General features: G+C 41.6%; 22 protein-coding genes and 4 pseudogenes. 20 read left to right on the top strand and 6 right to left on the bottom strand.

All coding sequences use genetic code 11. The features are described 5' to 3' along the window. Positions 1 to 26: 26 nt before the first annotated feature. On the bottom strand, positions 27 to 1,889 hold the full coding sequence (asnB, locus tag BXP28_RS05405; RefSeq protein ID WP_023485325.1) for an asparagine synthase (glutamine-hydrolyzing): 1,863 nt from the start codon (positions 1,887 to 1,889) through the stop codon (positions 27 to 29). A 140-nt stretch (positions 1,890 to 2,029) separates the two neighbouring features. Between asnB and BXP28_RS05400 the strand changes: the two genes are divergently transcribed. The 18 genes and pseudogenes from BXP28_RS05400 to prpB all read left to right on the top strand — a co-directional run bounded on the left by BXP28_RS05400 (position 2,030) and on the right by prpB (position 20,803). Further along, positions 2,030 to 2,923 carry a LysR family transcriptional regulator gene (locus BXP28_RS05400; protein WP_023485326.1) on the top strand — a complete coding sequence of 298 codons (894 nt, stop codon included), beginning with the start codon at positions 2,030 to 2,032 and terminating at the stop codon, positions 2,921 to 2,923. Between the two features lie 256 nt (positions 2,924 to 3,179). Next, positions 3,180 to 3,938 carry a YheC/YheD family protein gene (locus tag BXP28_RS05395; RefSeq protein WP_023485327.1) on the top strand — a complete coding sequence of 253 codons (759 nt, stop codon included), beginning with the start codon at positions 3,180 to 3,182 and terminating at the stop codon, positions 3,936 to 3,938. Positions 3,939 to 3,959: 21 nt separating this feature from the next. Beyond that, positions 3,960 to 4,859: a phosphoenolpyruvate mutase gene (gene aepX, locus BXP28_RS05390; protein ID WP_023485328.1), complete on the top strand. Its 900-nt coding sequence runs from the start codon at positions 3,960 to 3,962 to the stop codon at positions 4,857 to 4,859. Next, positions 4,856 to 6,001, top strand: coding sequence for a phosphonopyruvate decarboxylase (gene aepY, locus BXP28_RS05385; protein WP_023485329.1), 1,146 nt, complete (start codon positions 4,856 to 4,858; stop codon positions 5,999 to 6,001). The genes aepX and aepY overlap by 4 nt, the downstream gene beginning before the upstream one ends. Before the next feature lie 14 nt (positions 6,002 to 6,015). Further along, a complete protein-coding gene (locus BXP28_RS05380; RefSeq protein ID WP_036654263.1) occupies positions 6,016 to 7,161 on the top strand; it encodes a 2-aminoethylphosphonate aminotransferase in 1,146 nt (381 codons plus the stop codon). Then, on the top strand, positions 7,142 to 7,885 hold the full coding sequence (locus tag BXP28_RS05375) for a YheC/YheD family protein (RefSeq protein WP_309556200.1): 744 nt from the start codon (positions 7,142 to 7,144) through the stop codon (positions 7,883 to 7,885). Before BXP28_RS05380 ends, BXP28_RS05375 begins: the two co-directional genes overlap by 20 nt. 209 nt (positions 7,886 to 8,094) lie before the next feature. Beyond that, positions 8,095 to 9,291: an ornithine--oxo-acid transaminase gene (locus tag BXP28_RS05370; protein WP_036654261.1), complete on the top strand. Its 1,197-nt coding sequence runs from the start codon at positions 8,095 to 8,097 to the stop codon at positions 9,289 to 9,291. Between the two features lie 131 nt (positions 9,292 to 9,422). Next, complete coding sequence (gene rocF / locus BXP28_RS05365; RefSeq protein WP_023485333.1) at positions 9,423 to 10,304, top strand: arginase; 882 nt, start codon at positions 9,423 to 9,425, stop codon at positions 10,302 to 10,304. A gap of 386 nt (positions 10,305 to 10,690) precedes the next feature. After that, positions 10,691 to 11,401 carry a heme uptake protein IsdC gene (gene isdC / locus BXP28_RS05360; protein ID WP_051427827.1) on the top strand — a complete coding sequence of 237 codons (711 nt, stop codon included), beginning with the start codon at positions 10,691 to 10,693 and terminating at the stop codon, positions 11,399 to 11,401. Positions 11,402 to 11,468: 67 nt separating this feature from the next. After that, positions 11,469 to 12,794 (top strand): NEAT domain-containing protein, encoded by a 1,326-nt coding sequence (locus tag BXP28_RS05355; protein WP_235430710.1) that lies wholly within the window; start codon positions 11,469 to 11,471, stop codon positions 12,792 to 12,794. A gap of 75 nt (positions 12,795 to 12,869) precedes the next feature. Beyond that, positions 12,870 to 13,775, top strand: a complete 906-nt coding sequence (gene isdE / locus BXP28_RS05350; RefSeq protein ID WP_046655175.1) for a heme ABC transporter substrate-binding protein IsdE — start codon at positions 12,870 to 12,872, stop codon at positions 13,773 to 13,775. A 35-nt stretch (positions 13,776 to 13,810) separates the two neighbouring features. Next, positions 13,811 to 14,793 (top strand): annotated as a pseudogene (locus BXP28_RS05345) (FecCD family ABC transporter permease). Further along, a complete protein-coding gene (locus tag BXP28_RS05340) occupies positions 14,783 to 15,532 on the top strand; it encodes an ABC transporter ATP-binding protein (RefSeq protein WP_023485338.1) in 750 nt (249 codons plus the stop codon). Before BXP28_RS05345 ends, BXP28_RS05340 begins: the two are co-directional and overlap by 11 nt. A 52-nt stretch (positions 15,533 to 15,584) precedes the next feature. Further along, positions 15,585 to 16,349, top strand: a complete 765-nt coding sequence (srtB, locus tag BXP28_RS05335) for a class B sortase (protein WP_096761254.1) — start codon at positions 15,585 to 15,587, stop codon at positions 16,347 to 16,349. Positions 16,350 to 16,433: 84 nt separating this feature from the next. Beyond that, positions 16,434 to 16,751 carry a heme oxygenase gene (gene isdG / locus BXP28_RS05330; protein WP_023485340.1) on the top strand — a complete coding sequence of 106 codons (318 nt, stop codon included), beginning with the start codon at positions 16,434 to 16,436 and terminating at the stop codon, positions 16,749 to 16,751. 537 nt (positions 16,752 to 17,288) lie between these two features. Continuing rightward, complete coding sequence (gene mmgD / locus BXP28_RS05325) at positions 17,289 to 18,407, top strand: citrate synthase (RefSeq protein WP_023485341.1); 1,119 nt, start codon at positions 17,289 to 17,291, stop codon at positions 18,405 to 18,407. 25 nt (positions 18,408 to 18,432) lie between these two features. Continuing rightward, positions 18,433 to 19,848: a bifunctional 2-methylcitrate dehydratase/aconitate hydratase gene (locus tag BXP28_RS05320; RefSeq protein WP_023485342.1), complete on the top strand. Its 1,416-nt coding sequence runs from the start codon at positions 18,433 to 18,435 to the stop codon at positions 19,846 to 19,848. A gap of 37 nt (positions 19,849 to 19,885) precedes the next feature. Beyond that, a complete protein-coding gene (gene prpB / locus BXP28_RS05315; protein WP_023485343.1) occupies positions 19,886 to 20,803 on the top strand; it encodes a methylisocitrate lyase in 918 nt (305 codons plus the stop codon). A 411-nt stretch (positions 20,804 to 21,214) separates the two neighbouring features. On the opposite strand, the gene BXP28_RS05310 is transcribed toward prpB, so the two are convergent. The 5 genes and pseudogenes from BXP28_RS05310 to BXP28_RS05285 form a co-directional block, all read right to left on the bottom strand. Further along, complete coding sequence (locus tag BXP28_RS05310) at positions 21,215 to 21,754, bottom strand: GNAT family N-acetyltransferase (protein ID WP_036654256.1); 540 nt, start codon at positions 21,752 to 21,754, stop codon at positions 21,215 to 21,217. Between the two features lie 103 nt (positions 21,755 to 21,857). Beyond that, a pseudogene (locus BXP28_RS05305) lies at positions 21,858 to 22,750 on the bottom strand (aminoglycoside phosphotransferase family protein). A gap of 157 nt (positions 22,751 to 22,907) precedes the next feature. Further along, positions 22,908 to 23,475: pseudogene (locus BXP28_RS22495) on the bottom strand (recombinase family protein). Between the two features lie 63 nt (positions 23,476 to 23,538). Next, a pseudogene (locus BXP28_RS22490) lies at positions 23,539 to 23,916 on the bottom strand (transposase); the annotation flags it as partial. A gap of 301 nt (positions 23,917 to 24,217) precedes the next feature. Continuing rightward, positions 24,218 to 24,814, bottom strand: a complete 597-nt coding sequence (locus BXP28_RS05285) for a PadR family transcriptional regulator (protein WP_077584935.1) — start codon at positions 24,812 to 24,814, stop codon at positions 24,218 to 24,220. Between the two features lie 117 nt (positions 24,815 to 24,931). Between BXP28_RS05285 and padC the strand changes: the two genes are divergently transcribed. Next, positions 24,932 to 25,432 carry a phenolic acid decarboxylase gene (gene padC / locus BXP28_RS05280; protein ID WP_036654254.1) on the top strand — a complete coding sequence of 167 codons (501 nt, stop codon included), beginning with the start codon at positions 24,932 to 24,934 and terminating at the stop codon, positions 25,430 to 25,432. Positions 25,433 to 25,825: 393 nt separating this feature from the next. After that, complete coding sequence (locus BXP28_RS05275) at positions 25,826 to 26,203, top strand: recombinase family protein (protein WP_237087269.1); 378 nt, start codon at positions 25,826 to 25,828, stop codon at positions 26,201 to 26,203. The last annotated feature ends 1 nt before the right edge of the window (position 26,204 follow it).

Below are 26,204 nucleotides of genomic sequence, written 5' to 3'. Positions count from 1 at the left end.
CAGGTCATCGGCTTTTTGCTATTATTTTAAGAACAAGACCTGATATCCGTTGCATAGTTTTCCGAGAATACAAGCTCAATATTATATTCCTTAAGCCAACTATTTACTTGGATCAAGTAATCCATTATGCCTTTGGCCTCATTACCGAAAATAACTTTATCCCTTCCTTCTGCGATAGCGCGTGCTTTTTCTACATTTATGAGCGGAAGAATAGGAGATGTATCATCGTTTAATATATGAAGCATCCATTTGCTAATTCCTTGTAAATAGGAATGATCTTTTGTACTTGGATATGCACTCTTTTTGCGGTAACACACATCGTGTGGTAGTACAGTTTGGAAAACACGGCGTAAAATACCTTTTTCAATCTTATCAATACTCTTCATTTCAAAGGGAACATTCCACAGATATTCTACAAGCCGATAATCACAGTAGGGAACACGAACTTCAAAGCCTGTTATCATGCTGGCACGATCCTTACGTTCTAACATAAATGGCAAGAAACGTGTAATAAACATATAAGACATTTGACGCTGCTTCATTTGTAACTCATTTTCACCCGGTAAAAAAGGAATCTCTCGAACCGCTTCCTGAAATTTTTGCTGTTGATATTGCTTTGGATTTATCTTTGCTTTCATCTCTTCTGATAAAATATCTGTATAATAAAACTGGTTTATATTCCATGGGAAAATATCCGCAGTTAAAAATTGTTCCTGATAGAACCATGGATATCCTGAAAATACTTCATCCGCTGATTCCCCTGAAAGAGCTACAGTTGCCTCTTTTTTCATTTCTTTAAACAGGAGATAAAGAGAAGTTTCTAGTTCACCGACGCCTGGCAGATCACGAGTTCTCATCGGAATTAATAAATTCTCGATTAATATTTCCGGGCCCATTTCAACAGAATGGTGCATTGTTCCGACATGTTCAGCTACACGTTTCACCCAAGGTTCATCACGGTCACGGCGAAGGAAATCCTCTTCAAAATCTTGTTCATCATTGGCAAAAGCAAGGGAATACGTATGGAGCTTCTTACCTTTACTTCTAAATTCATTTCCTGCTAGAGCCGTTAAACCACTTGAATCTAATCCTCCCGAAAGCATAGTTACTACAGGCTTATCAGCAATTAATTGCCGTTTCACAGTATCCTGTAAAAGAGCGCGGATCCTTTCAACAGTTGTGTTTACATCATCTGTATGTGTTTTGCTCTCCAGTTTCCAATATTGTTTTGTTTTTACATCATTTGAGGTAACTAGCATATAGTAACCGGCCCGTAATTCGTGTATATCTTTAAAAACGGCATGACCAGGCGTACGCATCGGCCCAAGACAAAATATCTCGGAAAGCCCTTCAATATCTACTTCTGCTTTTACAAGCGGATGAGCAAGTAAAACTTTTATTTCAGAACCAAAGAGAATCGCGCTTCCGCGTTGGGCAAAAAAGAGGGGTTTTACACCTAAATGATCCCGACCCAGCATGAGTTGATTTGATCTCTCATCCCAAATGCCAAAGGCAAATATCCCATTTAAGTGTTGTACACAGTTTTCTTGCCACTCTAAGTATGCATGAAGTAATACTTCCGTATCTGATTTGGTTAGAAATACATGGCCTTTCTCTTCAAGTTCAATACGCAGCTCTTGATAGTTGTAGATTTCTCCATTAAATGTAAGAGCAATCGTACCGTTACCGCTTTTATACAACATAGGTTGGAGACCACCTTCAGGGTCAATGACAATAAGGCGGCGATGACCAAACGCTGCATGTTCTGAGAACCAAAATCCTTCTTCATCAGGTCCACGGTGTATAATAGCGTCAGTCATTTTTTTTAACGTTTCTTGTTGATTTGAAAGATCTACGGACCAGTCTACCCATCCTGCAATTCCACACATATAAGGAGCCCTCCTTTTCGTTTCAGTTTAAATTCCTTAAAAAAGGAAATATCTTCATTTATTGTAACACCGCATATAATTAATTAAAATTTAGATATGCTTACTAAGAATTAAGTACTACTTAATAACGGAGGGGGATTATGAATCTTGAACAACTGCAATACATCGTTGAGGTGGCAAAAACGGGTTCATTTACTAAAGCGGCTCAACATTGTCACGTTACTTTATCTGCGATTAGTCAATCCATTTCGTTACTTGAAAGTGAACTTGGGATCACGCTATTTACACGGTCGCGGGGTTTAGGTGCAATTCCAACCGCTGAAGGTAAAATGATTATTCGGAAAGCGCATGAGATTTTGCTGCAAGTGAAGGAATTAAAGGAAGAAGCTCAAATCTACAGCAATACCTTAAAGGGAGAATTAAAAATTGCATCCATTCCAGGGCCAATGCATGTACTGATTGATATCATTGCAAAATTCAAAAAGGATCATCCGAAGGTAAAAATAAAAATATACGAAAAGGCCCAGAATGAAATATTAGATGATCTTCAGCACGGGATAATTGATATTGGTTTTATTGCCTTATCAGATCTCCTTTGGGAAAAGCATGCTGATTTTTTATTTGAAAAGTTACTAGAGGTGAAAATTGTTGTCGGCGTAAATAAGAATTCCCCGCTTGCAATAGAAAAAGCAATCACGCCTGAACAATTGATGCATCAAACTCTGGTTTTATATGATGATGAACGTATTCGAAATAGCATAATAGATTTATGTTCCCAGTACGGAGAACTGAATATTCTTTTCATCTCCAATAACACACGTGCGATACAAAATGCCGTAAAGCAAGAGTTAGGAGTTACGATTAAATTTGATTATCTATTTACAAACAATATAATAAATGACCAAAAAGAAATCGTCCCTATTGAATTAACTATTCCTAATTTAAAACCAATTTCTTATGGATGGGTACTACGTAAAAGAAAGCAGCCTTCGCAAATTTTAAAGAGGTTTATTGAAAGGCTTCAATTTGAATAAAATAAAGAGGAAAAAGGCTGATATTAGCTCAATGCTAGTATCAGCCTTTTTTCATGTTTCTACTGATTAGGCCTGGTTAGAAGTATTTAATTAACTAAATATATATTATGTAAACAATTTGAGGGTTCCGGTATAAACTGATCGGGTGTTCCCAAATTAAATGCGTTCCAATTGCTTTACGTCATAGGCATATGCCCTTTCCAATCTTATAGGAGATGCATATAACTGATAACTAAATAAAGAAAGGTTGTCGTTTATGAGTCCTTACAAAATAAAAGGGAAGATGGTCAAACACAACACATTATCCAAACGGGCCGAACTGCGTCCGTATTTACATGAACTTCACTGGTACACTGCCCAAAGAGCCTTGCTTATGCTTGACTCTCATTCCTCTATCTTCATTAAACCGGATCGAGGCAGCGGAGGATCAGGTATTGTCAAAATCAATAAAAAAGGCGGTGGTACGTATCAAATTCGCATCGGACATAAACGGAAAAAAGTCGGACTTTCTTCATTAAGACGTTTTTTAAACGGTTACCAGAATCCTCCAAAGACTTATGTTGTGCAGAGAGGAATTGAATTAGCCCGGTATAAAGGAAATGTGTTTGACGTTAGAGTATATCTGCAGAAACCTGTGTCGGAATGGGAAGTCTCCGGGCTCGTAGCCCGCGTTGCCCCCAGGAAAAGCTACATTACCAACTATCATAAAGGAGGGAAAGCGGAGGTATTGGAAAAAGTGCTTATACCCCTTTTTGCGGATAACTATTTTAATGTGGATAATTGTATAAATGAACTCAAACAATTATCCCTCACCATTGCCGAAGAGCTTAATAAAAAATTCCCGAATATTCGGGAACTTGGAGTTGATCTTGGGGTGGAAAGAAGTGGCCGTATCTGGATTATTGAGGCAAATACAAGGCCAAAACATATTCTTTTTACCAAACTTCCAGATAAGTCCATGCTTGATCAAATAAGGAGAAATAAGAAGCTTATATATCCAAGCGCTTCATTGTGAAGTTGCTTAAAGGAGAGGCTCATGAATAAATCAACTTTATTGAAACAGCTTATACAATCGCCGAAACCTGAATTTTTAATGGAAGCCCACAACGGCTTGTCTGCAAAAATAGTGGAAGAAACCGGCTTTAAAGGAATCTGGGCCAGTGGTTTATCAATCTCGGCCTCACTTGGTGTCAGGGACAACAATGAAGCTTCCTGGTCACAGGTGCTTGATGTGCTGGAGTTTATGAGTGATGCAACAACCATTCCGATTTTGCTTGATGGAGATACAGGATATGGAAACTTCAACAATGCAAGACGTCTGGTTAAAAAATTAGAGCAGCGAAATATCGGGGGAGTTTGTATTGAAGATAAGGTATTTCCAAAAACCAACTCTTTTATAGGGACCGGACCCCAGCCTCTTGCCGATATAGATGAGTTTTGTGGCAAAATTAAAGCCATGAAAGACTCTCAGACGAATGATGATTTTATTGTCATTGCCAGAGTGGAATCCTTTATCGCGGGCTTAGGACTCGAAGAAACGCTGCGTCGTTCCGAAGCGTACCGTCAAGCGGGAGTGGATGCGGTTCTTATACACAGTAAGAGGACGGATGCCGAGGAAATTGCTTCTTTCATGAAAGAATGGGGAGGTAGACTTCCTGTAGTTATTGTCCCCACCAAGTACTATTCCACGCCAACAATCCGTTTCCATGAAATGGGGATCAGTACGATCATCTGGGCCAATCATAATATGAGGGCATCGGTAGAAGCCATGCAGAGAATTTCCCGGCAAATTTTTCAGGATGAAAGTCTTCTGGCAGTCGAAGGCAGTATTGCCCACTTAGACGAAGTTTTCCGGCTGCAGCAGGTTGAAGAACTGCAGGAAGCTGAAGCCAGGTATCTTCCTTCAGTGAACAGAATCCGTGGCGATTGTCCATGACGGATACGGAACGGTTTGGCGAAGAATTGAGGAAGTCGGGCTTCTCCTTTTTTACCGGAGTGCCTTGTTCCTTTCTGAAAAACCTGATCAATTATGCAATTAATGATTGTGAATATGTTGGGGCGGCGAACGAAGGAAACGCGGTTGCGATTGCAAGCGGAGCATACCTGGGAGGAAAGAGACCCGTAGTTCTTATGCAAAACTCCGGTTTAACCAACGCTTCATCCCCTCTGGTTTCACTTAATTATCCATTCCGCATACCTCTGCTTGGGTTTGTCAGTCTGCGGGGTGAAACTGGCGAATCTGACGAACCCCAGCATGAATTAATGGGCCGGATAACAACACGTATGCTGGAACTAATGAAAGTAACCTGGGAGTATCTCTCCTCTGATACAGATAAAGCCATTCACCAGCTGCAGCAGGCCATTTTGAATATTCACCATAACCGGCCCTTCTTTTTTGTTGTAAGAAAAGGAACATTTGAACCAGTTGCACTGCAAAAACAGGAACCGACTCCTGCCATAAATCAAATTAAAAGGGTTAAAGAAGCTGAAGATCAGTATCCCCCACGTTATGAGGCTTTGTCCACTATCAATTCTTTGAAAGACGGGAATACCATCCAGATTGCCACAACCGGAAAAACCGGGCGGGAATTGTATGAAATTGAGGACGCTGAAAACAATTTCTATATGGTCGGTTCAATGGGATGCGTAAGTTCACTTGGGCTCGGCCTTGCCATGACCCAAAGCAGAAAAGATGTCGTTGTTATTGACGGGGACGGCTCTTTGCTTATGCATATGGGTACCCTGGCTACAGCTGGATCTTATAGCCCTTCGAATATGCTTCATATTTTGCTTGATAATCAAGCCCACGATTCTACGGGAGGGCAAAGGACCGTCTCAGGCAATATTGATTTTGTGGAAATCGCAGCTGCTTGTGGCTATATAAGAGTCATTTATACTCATAATTTAAAACAGCTAAAGGCGTCCATACAAGAATGGAAGAAGCAGAAAGGACTTACCTTTATTCATTTAAAAATCGCCTCGGGGTCCAAAGAACGGCTTGGGCGCCCCCGCATTAAACCGTACGAGGTTAAAGAGCGGTTGAGGACGTTTCTAGGCGTTGATACGACCAGATTATAGGGGGACGATAAATCATGCAGAGCGTGAAAAGAAATATTCTGTTAACCCCTGGCCCTGCAACGACAACGGATACGGTAAAATATGCACAGGTGGTCCCTGATATTTGTCCCCGTGAAGCAGAATTCGGGGATTTGATGGAAGCTGTTTCAAAAAAATTGACACAAATTGCTGCCGATGCAAACCGGGCAACAGCCGTATTGTTCAGCGGATCAGGAACTGCGGCGGTAGAAGCTGTATTAAGCAGCACCATAGGGGATGGAACGGTAATTATCGTAAATAATGGGGCGTATGGAAAGCGGATGTGTGAAATTGCGTTGGCCTATGGCTTACATTTCCTTGAGTTTGCCGCTTCTTCCGTAGAACCGGTAGACTTGACCGCCCTGGAAGCGCTATTTCAAAGGTCGGGTCAAATTTCTCACCTAGCCGTAGTTCATCATGAGACAACAAGCGGCCTTTTAAATGATATCGGACCCATCGGGGAATTGTGCAGAAGATACAAAGCAGATCTGATCGTGGACGCTATAAGTTCGTTTGGAGCGGTACCGATTCAAATGGATGAGATGAACATAAATTATCTCGTTGCAAGTTCCAATAAAAATGTTCAGGGGCTTCCGGGCATTTCTTTTGTTATAGCAGAGAAAAGCAAACTGGAGAGCCTAAAACAAATTAAATGCAAAAACTATTATTTAAATTTGTATGAACAGTACAATTATTTAGAAAAAAAAAAGCAAATGAGATTTACCGCACCTGTGCAAACACTCTATGCCCTCAGACAAGCGATTACAGAATTGGAGTATGAAGGGGTACCGCAAAGATATGCAAGGTATAGGAAGTCATGGGAAACGTTAGCTGACGGTCTTAAGAAACTGGGGCTAAAGTATCTCGTTCAGGATAGATACCATTCTAAACTGGTAACCTCTATCATTGAACCGGTATGTGAAGGATACAATTTTCAGAAGATGCACGATTTTTTCTATGAGAAGGGCATCACGATCTATCCCGGTAAAATAGAGAACTTGAGTACATTCCGCATCGCCAATATCGGAGATATTTCATTTCATGATATCAGACTGTTTTTAGAACTTTTGGAATCTTATTTGCAGAGCATTGGATATCCTTTGCGAAAGGCGGCCGATTCCCATGATGATATCCGTGAATAAAAATAAATGGTCTAAATACAAGTACATGAAAGGCTCTGTTTCTTTGGTTCCCCACTTACCGGTAATAGAGCAGTTCACACAATTCACTTTTGAAAATCTTATTATCAGATACAAACAGGTCGTGGTCAAACCTATTTTCGGCAGCAGGGGAAGGGGAGTTATCCAGGTCTCGGATTTAGGAAACGGGCAGTATGAGATTCACTTGGAAAACAGAAAAATAACCCTGCAAGGAAGGGATGCAGTCTATGATTATTTGAAGAACATCATAGGAACGAACGAGTATATGGTTCAGCAGCTGGTCCCGCGGGCGACAATTAACGGACGTCCTTTTGATATGCGGGTGATCGTACAGCGGAAAAGAAACTCAAGAAACTGGAAAGTCACCGCCAAAATAGCTAAAGTAGCCGGAAAAGGCTATATAGTATCGAATATCACAAGAAGTAAAGGAAAACTGATGATGGTACCGGCGGCGCTGAGAAAGTCTACCTTAAGAAAAAAATCCATAATCAAGATGCAATCGGAAATAGATATTGTGGCATTGCTTTCCGCTAGGCGGTTAAGCGACTTGTTCCCCAGTCACCGTATTTACGGACTGGATATCGCGCTGGATCAGAACGGACATGTCTGGATTATTGAGGCGAATCTTTATCCGGCAATGTCACATTTCTTAAAACTGAAAGATAAAGGGATGTACCATAAGATTATGGCTTATAAAAGAGTATAGAATGCACTTTTAAACAAAGAAAGGATGCAGCCAGGCATTCTTTCTTTGCTGTTCAGATAAAAACGTGCCGATTCTTAGTCCTTTCGAGTAAGTGCGATATACGCGGACAATTTTAGGCAAATGTTTTCGATCAAGAGGCAGGAAACAGTATGACTCTTGGCGAATACGCTGTATGAGGGAATATTTACCATCTTTCAGGGGGAATCAGGATGACGAAGTCACAAGCATTCCTCGAGATGAACGAAAGGTATGGGGCACACAATTATCATCCCCTACCAATCGTCATCTCGAATGCCGAAGGGGTATGGGTTAGTGACCCCGAAGGGAATCGTTATTTGGATATGTTAAGCGCTTATTCCGCGCTCAATCACGGGCACCGGCATCCAGATATCATTGCAGCACTGAAAAAACAAGCTGATAAGGTAACACTTGTTTCCCGGGCCTTCCATAATGACAAGCTGGCTGAGTTTTGCAAGAGACTGGCTGCTTATACTGGCAAAGACATGATTTTGCCGATGAATACGGGTGCTGAAGCAGTGGAAACAGCACTGAAAACAGCCCGGCGGTGGGCATACCGTCATAAGGGCATTAGTCCGGACAGGGCTGACATCATAGTTTGTGAAGGGAATTTTCACGGCCGAACGATAACGGTAACCTCATTTTCTTCAACGGAAGAGTATAAAGAGGGGTTTGGTCCGTTCACCCCCGGATTTACGATCATCCCATACGGTGACGCCGAAGCCTTGGAACGGGCGATCACCCCGGACACGGCTGCCTTCCTGGTAGAGCCGATTCAAGGGGAGAATGGTATAGTCATCCCCCCGGAAGGGTATTTATCAGCTGCCGCGGAGATATGCAGGCGTAACAAGGTTCTCTTCATCGCTGACGAGATTCAGACGGGCCTTGGCCGAACAGGCAAAAGGTTCGCCTGTGATTGGGAGCAGGTTGTGCCGGATATGTACGTACTCGGCAAAGCACTGGGTGGAGGTGTACTGCCCGTATCTGCCGTTGCTGCCGATCAAAACATACTTGGTGTATTTGATCCCGGCTCTCACGGTTCTACATTTGGCGGCAATCCTTTGGCCTGTGCGGTAGCATTGGCCGCCTTGGATGTAATTGAGCGGGAGCGGCTCGCAGAAAATTCCCTCGAACTCGGTGCCTTATTTAAGGCGAAACTCGAGCATATCCATAGCCCCCTTATCCGCGAGGTACGTGGGCGCGGACTCTTCATCGGTGTGGAGTTGACGGAGCCGGCACGTCCTTATTGTGAAAGGCTTATGAAACTTGGGCTGCTCTGCAAGGAGACCCATGATAATGTCATACGTTTCGCGCCGCCGCTCGTCATCCATATGGAGGAACTGGACTGGGCGATGGAACGTATTTCCCGCGTTCTGGCCACGGGCTGACGAATTTGCACTATTTGGACGAACAGGGGTCAAAGGTACCTGCCATTCTTGGCCTGATACTGTCTAAAGCAGATAGGCCTTCAGGTGTACGAACCTATTAGGAGAACATCTGTTTGAAAAGAGGGGGATTCATGATAACAAAGAACCGAAAGTTATCCATCATCCGGGTTCCGTTCGGGCTCGGAGCAGGACAAACGGGAGCGGAGTTCGGACCGGATAGTCTGCTTGATGCCGGACTTCTCAAGTATTTGGAAAGGCTGAAATTTGACGTGGCTGTAAACCAACAGGTGGACGGTCCGGAAGGTACACCTGCAATCACCGATTCAAAAGCAAAATATTTGCCAGAGGTATTTCATGTATCAGAAGCGGCAGAATCCGAGTATTTCCCACTTGTGTTGGGCGGGGACCACAGCATAGCTATCGGCACACTGGCAGGATTAACACGCCATTACCGTAATTTGGGTGTCATCTGGTTTGATGCCCATTCGGATCTCAATACCGAAGATACTAGCCCGTCTGGAAATGTACATGGTATGTCACTTGCTGTCGCCATTGGCCGAGCCAGCACATCGTGGACGGATCTGGCATGGAAAGGACCGCACATCCGTCCGGAACATCTAGTTCTCGTCGGGGCAAGAGACCTTGATTCCGGTGAGAAGGAGTTTATTCGAGAGCAGGGGATTGCCTGTTTTACAATCCATGAAATCGACCGCATGGGAATTGAGAAGGTCATGCGGGAAGCCGTGCGTATCGCAGGAAACAGTACGGACGGTGTTCACCTTAGTTTTGATGTAGATAGTATCGATCCTCTTGAAGCACCGGGAACGGGTACGCCGGTACGCGGGGGAGTGAGCTACCGCGAAGCCCATCTGGCCATGGAACTGCTGTACGAATCCGGTATTGTCACATCAGCAGAATTCGTTGAAGTTAATCCGTCACTTGATGTTAATGGTCAGACAGTGCGGCTTGCCGTTGAACTGATAGGATCCTTGTTAGGTGAAAGAATTTTGTAATACTTTTAAATGAGGCTGATTCCAGCAAAACGGTCGGAGCGGCCTCTAATATAGCTTAAGATCCAAACTGCTTACAATTTTATGAAAATTGTATTGACACCATTTTAAGCAGTAAGGTAAGATCGACATGAGCTTGTTAACTATATCACAGATTATCAAGGGGGGTGAAAAAAAGACGATGCGATAAGATCATTAATAAAATGCAAGGAGGAGATGCACACATACAATGAGAGTGTTTTATTTTTTGTCCTTTACTGAGAATGATTATCATTATCTATAAATGAAGAAAACCCGTTCTATTTAAAACTCTGAGAAAGATAAAAAATTTTAAATATATAATGAGAATGATAATCATTATTAATTAATAAGAAAAGGAGATTAAAAGCGTGTTCCAGCATATGTTGAAGTTCCGCAGGCTCTCTCTTCTTGGTTTTTCACTTATGTTTTTATGGGTCTTTTCCATCTTATTGGTAACTGCTGCAAGAGCGGCCCCAAGCATAAACGACGGCACCTATAGCATCCAATATAACGTACTTCACGGACAAAATGATTCGGTATCTATGGCGAATGATTACTGGGAGAAGCCGGCTACATTAATTGTGAAGGACGGCCGGATGACCGTACAAATGAAAATCAACCATAGCTCTTGGGTCACTCAATTTAAAGTTCCGGGCAATACAGGATTCAGTGATGTAGAGGTGATAAGTAAAGACAGCAATTCGGACACTAGAGTTACGCAATTTGCTGTTAAGGATTTAGAAAAGCCATTGGAAGCCAAAATCCATGTTAGGGTTGAATCCATTAATTACGATCACGATTATACGATCCGATTTGCTTTCGATCCATCCAGTATTAAAGCCGTTTCATCGGAAAAATCAGGTAAAGGAGCGGCCGCAGGTTCTACGGATAAAACAAAAAGTAAAACAAACGAAACGGCACAGCCAAATCCCGGCGAGCAGCCGGCCACAGCAGCCCAAAGTGAAAAGCCAGCCGATAACCCCAAAACGGGAGACATTTCATCTGTTTGGTTATTTGCGAGTTTATTAACAGGCTCAACCCTTTTCTTGCTTTACAGATGGAAAGTTAGAAAAAACTGATCTGGAAGAGAGTAATCGTTCATGTAGCGAAAAAATGAACAAAGAAGGAGATAGTTCGTTGAAAACAATGAAAAAATATATAAGTGGAGCTGTTGTATTCTTCTTCGCATTTTTTACATTTTTGTCATCTTCTTATCTTCAAAGTGTTCAGGCCGCCGATTCAATAAAAGACGGGGAATATACCATTGATTTTACCGTATTGAAAGATAAGACAGAAGCAGCCTCGATGATGGATACTTATGCAGAAAAACCTGCCAAATTAATAGTTAAAAACGGAAATGCAAAAATTTCTCATAAGCTTGCACACAGCTCTTGGATTACCCAATATCAGGTTGAACAAAATGGAAGCCTAAAGGATACAACAATTTTAGAATCTGATGCTTCCGAAGACAAAAGGGTAGTAGAGTTTGAGGTCGGGGTCGGGGATACAGCGAAAAAAATAAATGCCCGGGTTAAAGTCGATATTCCGGGAATGAACTACCATCATGCTTATGACGTTCAGCTTGCATTTAAATTAGACACATTAAAGCCTGTGCAGGTAAAAGCGGAGCCGGCACCAGTTCCTACGCCAGAGCCGACTCCTGCAGTTACACCAGAGCCGGCAACAGTTCCTACGCCGAAGCCGACTCCTGCAGCTACACCGGAACCGGCTCCGGTTCCTACACCGAAGCCGACGCCGATACCTGCACCAGTGCCAACACCGGTTCCTAAACCAGTACCTGCTCCAATCCTGCAGGACGGCACCTACACCATCGACTTTACCTTATATAAAGACAAGACGCAAGAAGTCTCGAAGATGGATACTTATACGATCAAGCCTGCTGCCTTAACCGTCAACAACGGGAAAATGAAAATTTCCCATACACTTACACATAGTTCATGGATTACCCAGTATGAGATAGAGCAAAACGGAAGCTTAAAGGAGACAACAATACTAAGCCTGGATGGGGTTGCGGATACGAGAGTAGTGCAGTTTGATATCGCTGATATTACAGAGACATTAAACGCCAGGGTAAAGGTAGACATTCCGGAGATGAACTACCTCCATACGTATGATGTTCAGCTTGCTTTCGACTCCGACAGCATTGAATCTGTTCAAGGGAAACCGGACCCTTCGCGTGGGCCGGAGTCCAAGCCGGAACCGAAAGAGGTTTCAGCCTCAGATCCGGACGTGACACTTTTGACTGATGCAACATCAAATTCCAATACAGATACTCTAACCTTTGACAGGGATTCCGATAAACAAACAGGAGCATCCCAAAAGTCAAAACAACCAAAAGGAAATAACCCTAAAACAGCAGATACAGCTCAAATAGGAATATATAGTTCTATACTGGTTGCTTCCCTAGTCGTTTTAACCGTAAAAATCTGGAGATGGCGAACAAGGCAATAAGAGACCAATAATCCCGTCCCTTGATAGGCCGATAAAAGGTCATCAAGGGAGGAGGGAGGAGAGTAATATCTGTTGATTAATCGGCGCTATTTATGTGCAAGAGTATATAAAACGTTCCTTATTTCATTTGTTTGTGTTGCCGGAATAACGGGCTGTTCTCCATCTCCTGAACCAACAACCCGTGCTGATTCAGCCAAAGAAAATATTGAACGCCATCGAATCGTTTCCACTACCGTGGCTTTAACCGAAATAATGGATAAGTTAGAGTTAGACCTAGCGGGAATTCCAACTAGTTACAAGAAATTGCCAGAGCGATATAGTGGAGTAAAAGAAGTTGGCAATCCCATGAAACCGGATATGGAAGTAATCAAGATGCTAAAACCTACCGATATTTTGTCCGTAACGACCTTGCAATATGATCTGGACCCTTTATACAGGCAATCTGGCCAGGATGTAACATTTGTAAATTTAGAGAGTCTGGAAGACATGAAAAATTCTATCTTGGAACTGGGACGAAAATATGGCCGGAATGAACAAGCCCAGAAGATTGTAGAACAATTCGATGCCAAAGTAGCCGGGATCCAAAAACAAACTGAAAGAAAAAAGCGGCCCAAGGTTCTAATATTGCTTGGCATTCCGGGAAGTTACCTGGTAGCAACAGAACACTCTTATATTGGCGATCTTGTACGCATTTTAGGAGGACAAAACGTCATTCAGGGGCAAAAGGTAGAATTTTTGGCATCCAATACAGAATTTCTGCAGCAGGCCAATCCGGATATTATTTTAAGAGCAGCCCACGGTATGCCGGAAGAAGTTGTAAAGATGTTTGATAAAGAATTTAAGGAAAATGATATCTGGAAACATTTTAATGCCGTTAAACAAAATAGGGTATACGACTTGGAAGAGCGCCTGTTTGGAACTACGGGGAACCTGGAAGTTTCTGAAGCGCTAGATACTCTGGCCAAGATGCTGTATCCGTAAACCGTAACGTAGAATTCAAGGTGAGGACGGTAACCATGAATAAATATATTCTCAGCTTTTTATCCGTACTTGTCCTGCTTTTTATTGTGATTCTCGTGTCTGCCATAACTGGCAGTATAGAAGTGGGAGTGTTTGATTTCATCAAAGGGCTTTTTACTGGAACGGATGAAAATGTTAATATCATTAAAGATTTACGTTTACCCCGGGTCATTATCGCTTTATATTCAGGTGCAGCCTTGGCTGTAGCCGGTGTCCTGTTTCAGGCCGTTATGAAAAACCCGCTCGCGGATGCAGGTGTTATCGGAATATCTTCAGGAGCCAAGCTTGCTTCTCTTCTTGGTATTACGATATTTCCGCAACTGTTCTACTATATGCCGTTATTTTCTTTTGCAGGGGGAGTGCTTGCCTGTTTCCTGGTGTATTCTTTTTCGTGGAAATCTCATTTGAGCCCGGTCAAGATTATTTTAGTCGGTATTGCTATTAATGCCATGTTCACTGGTTTAAATGAGTCTTTTATTACGATTTGCAACTATTTGGGGACTATTCCAGCAGCATCTTCCTCATCGAGCATTACCCAGAAGACATGGGGGATGTTCAAGTGATTGCTTCCTACGGTACAGTCGGGATAGTGCTGTCCCTGTTTATAGGATCCTGGTGCAATTTATTGTCCTTGCAGGATAAAACGGCCAGGAATTTAGGGCTGCACGTGACTAGAGCAAGGTTGCTCATTTCCGCAATTGCTGTCTGGCTGGCTGCAGTAGCTACTTCCATCGCAGGTGTCATTGCTTTTGTCGGGCTGCTTATTCCCCATATTTCAAGAAGAATAGTCGGATCGGATCATAAAGTGCTAATCCCGTTTTCAGCTTTAGCAGGAGCTTTGCTGATACTGACAGCTGATACGCTTGGACGTACTGTCTTGGCTCCGAGCGAGATTCCTGCATCTACCATTATGGCAGTTATTGGGGGTCCCTTCTTGATATTTTTTCTAAGAAAGCAGGATGAATCATATGGAAATTAAGGATGTCACTTTTTCCTATAATCAGAAAACCGAATTGCTCAAATCCGTTAGCAGTGAAATAGAGCAGGGCAAAATTACGACGATTATCGGTCCGAACGGCTGTGGGAAATCTACTTTACTTGGCATATTGTCCAGAAATATTTCTCCCCAAAACGGAGAAATATTTCTGGACGGAAAATCTGTAAATCTATATAAACCTAAAGAATTTGCCAAAAAGCTGGCGGTGGTTCATCAATATAATGAGGCTCCCTCCGACTTAACAGTTGAGAAATTAACCGGATTTGGCCGAATACCTCATAAACGTTTATTTGCTTCTGATGCGGATGAAGACGAGAAAGCAATAGATTGGGCACTTACCTGTACTAATTTACAGTCCAAACGAAAGAAGAGAGTTATTGAATTATCCGGGGGAGAAAGGCAGCGGGTTTGGATCTCAATGGCTTTAGCCCAGAGTACGCCTATTTTATTCCTGGATGAGCCTACCACATACCTCGATATGTATTATCAGTTCGAAGTCCTTGAATTGATTCAACATCTGAATCGTTCCCTGGGATTAACCATTGTTATGGTCCTGCACGACATCAATCAAGCAATCCGGTATAGCGACAGTATTATTGTGATGAAAGGCAATCCGCAAGAGATTATATCAAAAGCCATGCTCAAAAATATTTATGGTATCGATGCCCTTATCAAGTACGAAGAACATGCAGGACTTTACGTTGTTCCGGTTGGGATTTAGAGACGATTGCAGGTTGGAACCAAACATGTTTAGAGGTGATAGGTTGGAAGCCATAAAAATCAATCAAAAACGCAAAAAAACGTCAACCTTATCCAATTTGATCACGATTATATGTCTTGGAATATTCTTTTATTCCTTATTCCAGCTAAGCAATATCGCATGGGACTATTATGACAATCGAAAAAACATGGGGGAAGCCAGAGAGATCTATTATCAAGATGAAGATAAAGTTTCTGCCAGTCACGGAGAGACTCGGCCTCAATTTCATTCCTTGTTAGGCATGAATCGGGATATCACAGGCTGGATCCGCCTGGACGATACTCCGATTGATTATCCCATTCTTCAAGCTCGAGATAACAATTACTATCTCGATAAAAATTATAAAAAACAAAGCACAAGAGCAGGCAGCATTTTTATGGATTTTCGGAATAATGTAGAACTGGGCAGTCGAAACACCATTTTATATGGTCATGATATGAAGGATGGATCGATGTTCGGGAATCTTAAAAAATATCTTCAGATCCATTTTTTCAATCAACACCGGTTGCTCTACTATGATACATTGTATGAAAGTTACGAAGCCGAGGTATTCTCAGTGTACCGGACAACAACCGACTTTTATTATATCCAGACTGATTTTAGCAGCAAGACCGAATATGCTTCTTTTATAAAAAATATCCAGGATAGGTCTGTCTTTCAGACAGGAATAACGTTGACAGAAGATGATTCCATCTTGACCCTATCTACATGTGATTATGAACTTGATCCGGATAAAGGACGGCTTGTGGTACATGCGAAACTTACAAAAAGAACATAAAAATAGCAATTTAACAATTCAGTAGTTTGAATAACCCTAAGTGTGAATTATGAAATTGTTCATTTAAAAAAGGAGTGATTCAAAATGGTTATTGTGACAAACACGACTCAAATTAAAAAAGGGTACGGCCACAAGCTCATCGAACGGTTCGATAAAGTGGGAAAAGTAGAAAGCATGCCGGGATTTTTAGGATTGGAGGTGCTGCTCACAGAGCATACTAAGAATTACGACGAAGTCACCATAAGCACCAGGTGGGAATCCAAAGAAAACTTTCAGGCATGGACCCGCAGCGACGCCTTCCGGGAATCCCATTCCCACCGCAACGGCAAGCCGGACTACATCATCCAAAACAAAATTACAATTTATCAGGTGAAAATAGTCAGACAACCCGTCACAGTATAATGTGATGCAGGAAAACCATTTAATTCTCCTTGTGGGTGAATGTATTAAGCATTCTGGAGAATTGAAATGGTTTTTTTATTTCCAAAATGGAACCGTTTAATGAAGCCAGAAGAAAGCGACAGCAGTGTATACCAAATCGTCGCCGGATGGGGCGCAGCTCCCGAATGTCCTCTGTGGACACACGCTGCCGATATTTCTTCAGCACTTTATGAGGGACATCTTTAAACAGGCCGTCTGGAAGTTCTAAATTTCGAATCGTACGCGATAAAAACGAGGTTATCAATAAGTTTCCTAAATAATCGTTTTGCTACTTTTCGGCTGGTTTCAGCTTCGCCGTACTCAAGAGAGATAAATATATTTACATAATATATTTTATGTTAATAAATTTCCAAAAATGCCAGGTTGTTAAAAGGTTTTTACATTAGGTCCGTCATATGTTTTGCATATGACATAAGTCAAGATGGATATTAGACCATATGGAAATATATTGCTTACAATAAAATCAGCGAAACAAACCCAGGTTAAAGGAGGAGGAAGATGGAAGCACCACAATACCGACCCGGACTGGAAAATGTCGTTGCAAGTGAGACGACCATCTCTTATCTCGATGTAGATAACGAGGAAATAGTATTGCGCGGCTATGATTTAATCGAACTCGCAAAACAAACGACATATTTGGATGTTGTCGGATTAATCCTGGAGGGTACCCTTCCAACAATAGAACAACGTGATTTACTGGAAAAAAAACTGATCGCGCAATATTTCCTTCCACAAGAAGTGTTCTCCATACTGAAATTACTTCCACAACAAACAAATATAATGGACGTTTTGAGAACAGGAATCTCTGCTATCGCCAGTTATGATGATGAGCTTGAAGACTATTCCAGGGATGCAAACTATCGAAAAACGGTACGGTTATTAGCTAAAGTTCCGCAAATCGTTGCAAACGGATACCGGACCGTAACGAATCAGCCTATTCTCGAACCGCGCAAGGATCTTTCTTACACCGCCAATTTTTTATATATGATCACAGGAAAACTGCCTACAAAGCTGGAGGAAAAAGTCTTTGACCAATCTCTGATCGTTTACAGCGAACATGAAATGCCAAACTCCACCTTCGCTGCGAGAGTGATTGCTTCCACACATTCGGATATCTATGGAGCTTTAACCGGCGCGGTTGCCTCATTGAAAGGGACTTTACACGGCGGGGCGAACGAAGCGGTGATGAACATGCTTCTTGAAGCCGGAACGGAAGCCAACATTGAAACATTGATGTTAAGCAAACTATCCCGAAAGGAACGAATTATGGGCTTCGGCCACCGAGTTTATATGAAGAAGGCAGATCCCCGTGCAATGCTGATGAAAGAGGCGTTGGCTGTTTTGGTGAAAGAGAAGCGTCAGCAGGAGCTATACAACATGTGTGCAGCAGGGGAAGAAGTAATGAAGCGCGAGAAAAATCTTTTTCCCAATCTGGATTACTATGCAGCCCCTGTCTATTATTTACTTGGCATACCGATTGATTTATTTACTCCGGTTTTTTTCGCCGCGCGGACAATTGGCGTTTGTGCACACGTCATAGAGCAGCATGAAAATAACCGACTGTTCAGGCCCCGTGTTATCTACAAAGGTCCGCGAAATTTGCATCCTCCAATATAATGTATGTGCAGAAGGGAAGATAGGTATGAAGACCGACCAATTGCTTGTTGATATCGCGGATTTTGCTTTGGATTTTGAACCGGACAGCGAAGAAGCCTATCGAATTGCCCAGTACGTATTGCTGGACTCCATCGGAACCGGAATCTTAGCCTTGCGTTTTCCGGAATGCGTGAAACATCTGGGACCGGTTGTGCCTGGGGCGAATTTGCCGGGTGGAGCCCGGGTGCCCGGAACAAGATTCGAACTGGATCCCGTACATGCGGCATTTAATATTGGCTGTATGATTCGTTGGCTGGATTATAACGATACCTGGCTTGCGGCAGAATGGGGGCATCCTTCAGATAATTTGGGAGCTATTCTCGCAAGTGCCGACTATATCAGCCGCGGTAGAGTTTCAGAGGGACAACCCCCCTTTAAGATGATTGATGTTCTGACAGCTGCCATCAAGGCTCACGAAATCCAGGGTGTATTGGCACTCGAAAACAGCCTGAACCGAGTCGGCCTGGATCATGTGCATTTTGTGAAAATCGCATCAACAGCGGTAGCAACCGCTATGTTTGGCGGAACGAAAGAAGAGGTAATCCATGCTCTTTCCAACGCATGGATCGATGGGGCAAGCCTTAGAACATACCGTCATGCTCCCAATACAGGTTCACGGAAGTCCTGGGCTGCTGGCGATGCCACCAGCCGGGCAGTCCGTCTGGCGTTAATGGCTATAAATGGTGAAATGGGGTACGCTACGGCGCTTTCCGCGAAAAACTGGGGATTCCAGGATGTGTTATACAAAAGTGAGGAACTGAAGCTGGGACGCCGTCTTGGCTCCTATGTTATGGAAAACGTATTGTTCAAAATTTCCTTTCCGGCTGAATTTCATGCACAGACAGCAGTGGAGTGCGCTTTTCAGCTGCATGAAACGGTAAAAGACCGCATTGACAAGATTGATTCCATTTCGTTAATTACGCATCAGTCGGCTATTCGGATTATTGATAAGCAAGGCCCTCTAAACAATCCAGCAGACCGGGATCATTGTTTGCAATATATGGTTGCCATCGGTTTGCTGTTCGGTACATTAACCGCGGAGCATTATGAGGATGAGACGGCAAAAGACCCGCGAATAGATGCCTTAAGAGAGAAAATGGTTGTCATCCATGATGAGCAGTTTAGCAAGGATTATCTGGATCCGGAGAAACGCTCGATTGCCAACGCAATCCAAATTCATTTCAAAGACGGGACGAAAACCGAAAAGGTAGTCTGCGAATATCCGATTGGCCATCGCAGGCGCCGTAAGGAAGGGCTGCCTAAGGTTATCGAAAAATACGAAGCAAATCTGATGACAAGATTTCCACGGAAAAAGACGGCCGAGATACTTCAGAAAACATTGGATTATCAATGCTTGGTCGAGATGCCGGTTCCGCAATTCATGAGTATGTTCATCATATAAGGATGTTCAACATTCAAGTAATATCCTGGAGGTAGTTATGACGTGGCTTATTGAAGAAGAAGCAGATCAAAGGCAGTTAGCCGAACAATTTAGAGAACTTGTCACAGTTGGACCCATAGTTAAAATTCCCGGTACTCATGACGGTATGGCCGCAACCATTGCAAGACAATCCGGTTTTAAAGCCATTTATCTGTCTGGAGCCGCATACACCGCCGGCCGGGGCTTGCCCGATTTGGGCCTGATATATTCAAATGAAGTTGCCGAACGGGCGCGAGAGCTGATTCGGCCGTCAGGGTTACCGGTATTGGTTGACATAGATACAGGTTTCGGCGGGGTATTAAATGTCGCCCGAACCGCAAAAGAAATGGTAGAGGCCAAAGTAGCGGCTGTGCAAATCGAGGATCAGGAGATGCCCAAAAAATGCGGCCATTTGAACGGTAAAAAACTGGTTTCTGTTGAAGATATGGTACAAAAAATTCGTACGATTAAACGGATTAGTCCAACTCTTTTTGTTATCGCCCGAACTGATGCGAGAAGTTTGGAAGGGATGGATGCGGCGATTGAGAGGGCACGGCAATACATTGCTGCCGGATCGGATGGGATTTTTCCGGAAGCGCTTGAAGATGAAGAAGAATTCAAAAGCTTCAGCGCTTCCGTACATTGTCCGCTTCTGGCGAATATGACAGAATTCGGAAGGACCCCGTACTACACGGCAGACCAATTTGAAAGCTGGGGGTTTCGAATGGTTATCTACCCGGTTACCTCATTGAGAGTTGCTGCCAAAGCATATAAAAGAGTGTTTGAAGAGATCAGTCAAAAGGGGAGACAGTCCGGTTCGCTGGGCGACATGCAAAGCCGAAAAGAGTTATACGATACAATCCGCTACTTCGATTATGAAGAGTTGGATGGGGCGATAGCCAAAACGGTTTTGCCGGATAATCCCACAGATAACTAATCGCTTCGTATAATACCGTAATTATGCGAAGTGTTTTTTGACCCTGAAAAAATGCTTAAACCCTTGTGCAGCAAGGGTTTTTCCTATTTCCTGGCTTCGCTTTGAGGTTCGCAGTAGTAGTTCAAAACAATATCCATGCGGATTTAAAAGAACTGAACTCTTGGTCACTGGAAAAATGGCATGAGGCCTTATTTCTATGTTGGGGTACCGTCAGGAAAATGCGGATTTACAACGATAAGGAAATTCCAATACTAAAAAGCCCAACTTCTCCGTAAATTAATAGAGAAATTAGGCTTTTTCATTACTTCATTAAAGCGCCCGATTAAGAAATAAAAGGTTTAAATTTATTGAACAGCATGTTCGAACTACGACAGAATAACTTTCTTAAACTAAGGTTTCCCTTTAGCAGAATTATTTTTGATTTATATGAAATAGAACGTGTTTTTTTAATGGGCTATCTTTCTTAACTTTCGGGTGATTGAAAGTTTTAATGAAATTCATACCAATTTTTATCATTACGTTTTTCGAAGGCTGATTAACATCGGCTGTAAAACTATAAATATCACTAAAACCCAATTCTTTAAATCCATAATGTAAACAGGCTGTCGCCCCCTCGGTTGCATATCCCTTTCCCCAAGCCTCTTTTTTCAGTCGCCATCCAATTTCTATACACGGTGTAAAATCAGCCTCAAATGTTGCCCTATGAAATCCTATAAACCCTATAAACCCTATAAACTCTTTATTTTCCTTTGCTTCCACTGCATACAACCCAAACCCACATTCTTTAAACTCGGATATAATTGATTTATAGAACACATTTGTTTCTTCGATTGATAAGGTTTTAGGAAAATACCTCATAACCTTTTCATCCGCATTTAGCCGACTAAATGGCTCTAAATCGGTTTCTTCCCAGTCACGTAATTGCAATCTTGATGTTTCTAAATAGATCATTTTACACCTCCCAAAGAAGTATTATTGGACGGTTAATTAGACTATCCTGCTCTTTAACTGTTTATAGATTCAAGAAAAATGGACTCCTGTAACTGTCCATCTTTTATTTAAGTGTTTTTTCTAATTCGTAATCGCCTTCTATTGTATTAATAATTTTATATGATTCTTCTGCGTTCGCTTTGTTAGAATGTTTATTCCAATTGTAAGTAATTAAAGCCTTCCATAAAGTCCATCCTCTTGCTCTGTTCCAAGTTTCTTGATCCATATTTAATGCAGCTTTAAATATCTTTCTACTATTATCATCAAAAAAAGTCCATGCCATGGCAGCGTCACAAGAAGGGTCCCCTACGCCTAAAATTCCGAAATCAATAATGGCACAAAGCTCCCCATTTTTAACTAGAATATTACCAGGTGCTATATCGCCATGAACCCAAACTGGATTTTCTGCCCATTTTGAATCTAATGCAAGTTCCCAAATTTCGTTCAATAATGGAGCGTTTAATGTATCTTCATTTTGTTCAATTGCATCTCTGGACTCTTGATCGTAAACGGCAATATCTCCGCCCCTATAAAAATTATGTTGCCCTGCTAAAGGACCACCACTAGCATCAATAGATTGGAATTCAATTAAAAATGCTCCCAAGTCTCTTGCAAATTGGTTAGGATCATTAATATTTTCTAGAGTCAATGTCTCTCCCTCTAACCACTTGTTGACAGACCATGGGAATGGGTATTCCTCACTAGGGTTCCCTTTTGCTATAGGTGTTGAAATAGGTAAAGAAAGTTCTTTTGATAATTTTGGTAGCCATTTTGCTCTTTCTCCACTTGAGAAACATAACATTCAGCACTTGGTAACCTTACACTCATATGGTTGCCTAAATGAAACGTTCTATTGTCATTTCCGCTATTTTTAACGGGTCTGATTTCTAATTTTGACCATTCCGGGAATTGTTTATTTATAAATTTTCTAACTAAATCCTCGTTGATAGTATGCATTTAATACCCCTCTATCAGTTATTTATCAATCACCAAAAAATTAGTATCAGTGTCAAATTTACTTAGATGTAAAATCATTAGAATGACCTCCTTAATTTAAATTACATTAAGTATAGCATTTTTAAGGAACCCTTATTCTTAATGGAATAAGGGATGATTATTTGTTCCCTTCCGATAGCTTTCTGTATAATGAAGCTCTAGATACATTTGTAATTTCACAAATTTGATTTACAGTCATACCTCCTTCTTTATATAGCTTTACTGCATAATTCATTCCTGCGTGATTTTTATGATATTTCTTTAACCGGCCATTAAACTTTCCTTCTTTCTTAGCTAGCTCAATCCCTTCACGTTGACGCATACGAATAAGATCTCGCTCTAATTGGTTAACACTAGCCATCACCGTAATTAAGAATTAGCTGTATGGATTATCTTCTGATAAATCAAGCCATGTATTTTTTAGAGATTTTAAACCTACTTTTTTACTCCGTATGTCATCGATTAACTCAAATAAATCCTGTGTACTACGAGTAATCCTAGTTAAGTCTGTAACATAAACCTTCCTGTAAATCCTCTAACATTTTTTGAAGTTGTTCGCGACCCTTTGTTGCACCGGATACTTTTTCTTCATATATAATATCCATTCCAATTTCGTTCAGTTGCTGATATTGTCTTGAAGGATTCTGGCTAGTCGAACTGACACGTATATAACCGATTTTTCGCAAAATATCACCCCATTTTTGAGACAAGTCTTATGAGACGCTCTTAAATATGATTTTATCAGTCTACTACACATGTATCAATAGAGTACACTCTATTGATATCAGATTGAAGACAAAGTCCCGCGAAATACTACAGTAGCGGGAGTTCTTTATGTTTGTTATCCCTATTTCAAATACAAAATTGAATTTATCAGATGGGCGACCTCTCTTCCAGAGCCAGGTCGCCATTCTTTTGAGGTTCATGGCAGAAAAAACAAGCATTGCCTGCATGGTGACCCTTTTAAGTCCTCGTAAGGTCGTCCACCGCATACCATGCTTCTCCTTTAAATCAGCAAAAACTCGCTCTATGGTTTCTTTTCGCTCTGCGTAAATCCGTTTGTTTTCTTCTGTATGGCGAAGGTGGTCCGCCTCTTCCACACATTCAGCCCAAACATGACGACTAATAGGGGTCTGCTCACGAAACGGAAAAAATAGCACGCTAAGGATTATTAATTGAGCGTAAGCTAAGGCATTGCTATTTGAGTTAAAAAATTACTAGAATTTATTAAATTTCCAGATTTAAAAGTTATGAAGCGCTGCTCAAGAGTGCGAGACAGTTACACTTCTATGCCAAACATCACATCATTCCTGAGATTAAGGTTATTTCGGCGGCCAGATTGCGTATAATGCTTCCGAAGTACGGTCGGTTCGTGATCGGCATTAGCGCAATGTGAGCAGAGTAATTTAGTTCTGATGATAAGTATAGTTAAGCTTTGAGAACACCCCTTTTACTCGTATAGTTAGAGCTATCTCGATGGATATTTATTAAATCCAGACTTTTATTTAGCCAGCAAATATAAGCCTCTTCACGGTAAATAGCTTTTGTCAAAACCAAATAATGGCCTAATTCTTCCGTATTCAGATCCCTTGGATTTTTCTCTGCTCCAAATAGTAAATTGAACTGTTCTTTAAGATAAAGTAACTTATCCTTCTTTATTTTTAATTGGTTTTTGAATAACACACCCTTTTCTGGGATATCCTTCAAAAAGTAAACCTTTAAAGCAAAAACATCCTTTTCAGTTTCTACACTGTTATCCATGTCAAGCAGCCATTTCTCTAGCTCCATCTTTCCTTTTTCAGTAAGTTTGTACATCTTTTTCTCAAGTTTGGCCCCAGACATCTCTATATACTGCGTGATTAAATCGTCATTTAATAAGTTTTTTAATTCAACATAGATCTGGCTGTGCTTTGCACTCCAAAACTGTCCAATGGCTTTTTTAAATTCAGATGTAATATCATATCCGCTCATATCTTCTCTGCTTACTAACCCTAAAATAGCGTGTTTTAAAATTCGGCGACTCACCATATAACCTCCGTTTACTAGATCTTGACATTATTATAAAACAAAATTATACTCAAAACTATAACATGTAACATATTACATGTTTAATATTTAATAATAATTAAGGAGCGAATTTTGATGAAAGATCTAAATGAATTTTTAGGAAGTCACTTCATTTACACTTATAGAAATGGTTGGGAATATGAATTTTATATTAAAAATGAAGATACAGTCGATTATCGAATCCATAGTGGAATGGTAGGAGGACGCTGGGTTCGCGACCAAAAAGCAGATATTGTTAAAATCGTGGATGGAGTTTTTAAAGTTTCATGGACTGAACCGACAGGTACTGATGTTTCACTCAATTTTATGCCTAATGATAATCGAATGCATGGAGTTATTTTCTTTCCTAAATGGGTTCATGAACATCCAGAAATAACGGTTTGTTACCAAAATGACTTCATCACCTTAATGGAAGAATCCCGCTTAAGATATGAGACTTATCCTAAGTATGTTGTCCCCGAGTTTGCTGACATCACTTTTTACAAAAATGAGGGAGTCAATAATGAAAAAGTTATATCTCAGGCTCCGTATAATGGGATGACTAATGATATTCGTTCAGGAAAGTTAACCTTTTAATGAAAAATTGGATTGAATTAAAATAGGAAAACCACTCTTATAGTTTCCGCCTGATTGAACCATTCGTGCCATACTAAGGCACGGCTTATCAAAAGATTCAACTTCTAATTCTGTATGCCGCTAGTCTTTGGACATATTTGACATATGAAATTTAATAGAGTCTTGGCTCCCATAACTACTTGCTTGCTCGTAGTTATTCTTTTGCTATTTAAAGCAATTTCAATCTCATACAAATTATAAACAAGTCCAAAAGTCAGGAACCTATCATCAGTAGGGGGCTGCTCGCGAAACGGAAAAAATAATACCTAAGCTCCCCTGTATCTTTCAATTTCCAATGAGTATGGTGTCATTCTGAGGCATGCCCGTGAAGGCGATACCGTTGTGGTACATAGCATGGACCGCCTAGCACGTAATCTCGATGATCTAAGGAAATTGGTTCAATCGCTAACTGAGCGTGGGGTTCGTGTTGAATTCATCAAAGAAAATCTCACCTTCACCGGTGAAGATTCCCCTATGGCTACACTGATGCTATCCATTATGGGAGCCTTTGCAGAATTCGAGCGGGCATTGATTCGCGAACGACAACGGGAGGGCATCTTACTGGCCAAACAACGGGGCGCATACCGCGGAAGGAAACGGGCACTCTCTCGTGAAACAATCGCTGAGATAAGGCGAAAAGTTCAAGCTGGAGAAACGAAAGCGGCTTTGGCGCGAGAGTATGGCATTAGCCGCGAGACGCTGTACCGATATCTTAGAAGAACGGATGATTGAC

The sequence above is a fragment of the Paenibacillus larvae subsp. larvae genome (genome assembly GCF_002003265.1).
GTDB classification, from domain to species: Bacteria; Bacillota; Bacilli; order Paenibacillales; family NBRC-103111; genus Paenibacillus_H; species Paenibacillus_H larvae.
This window is presented reverse-complemented; position numbering and strand designations above follow the sequence as displayed.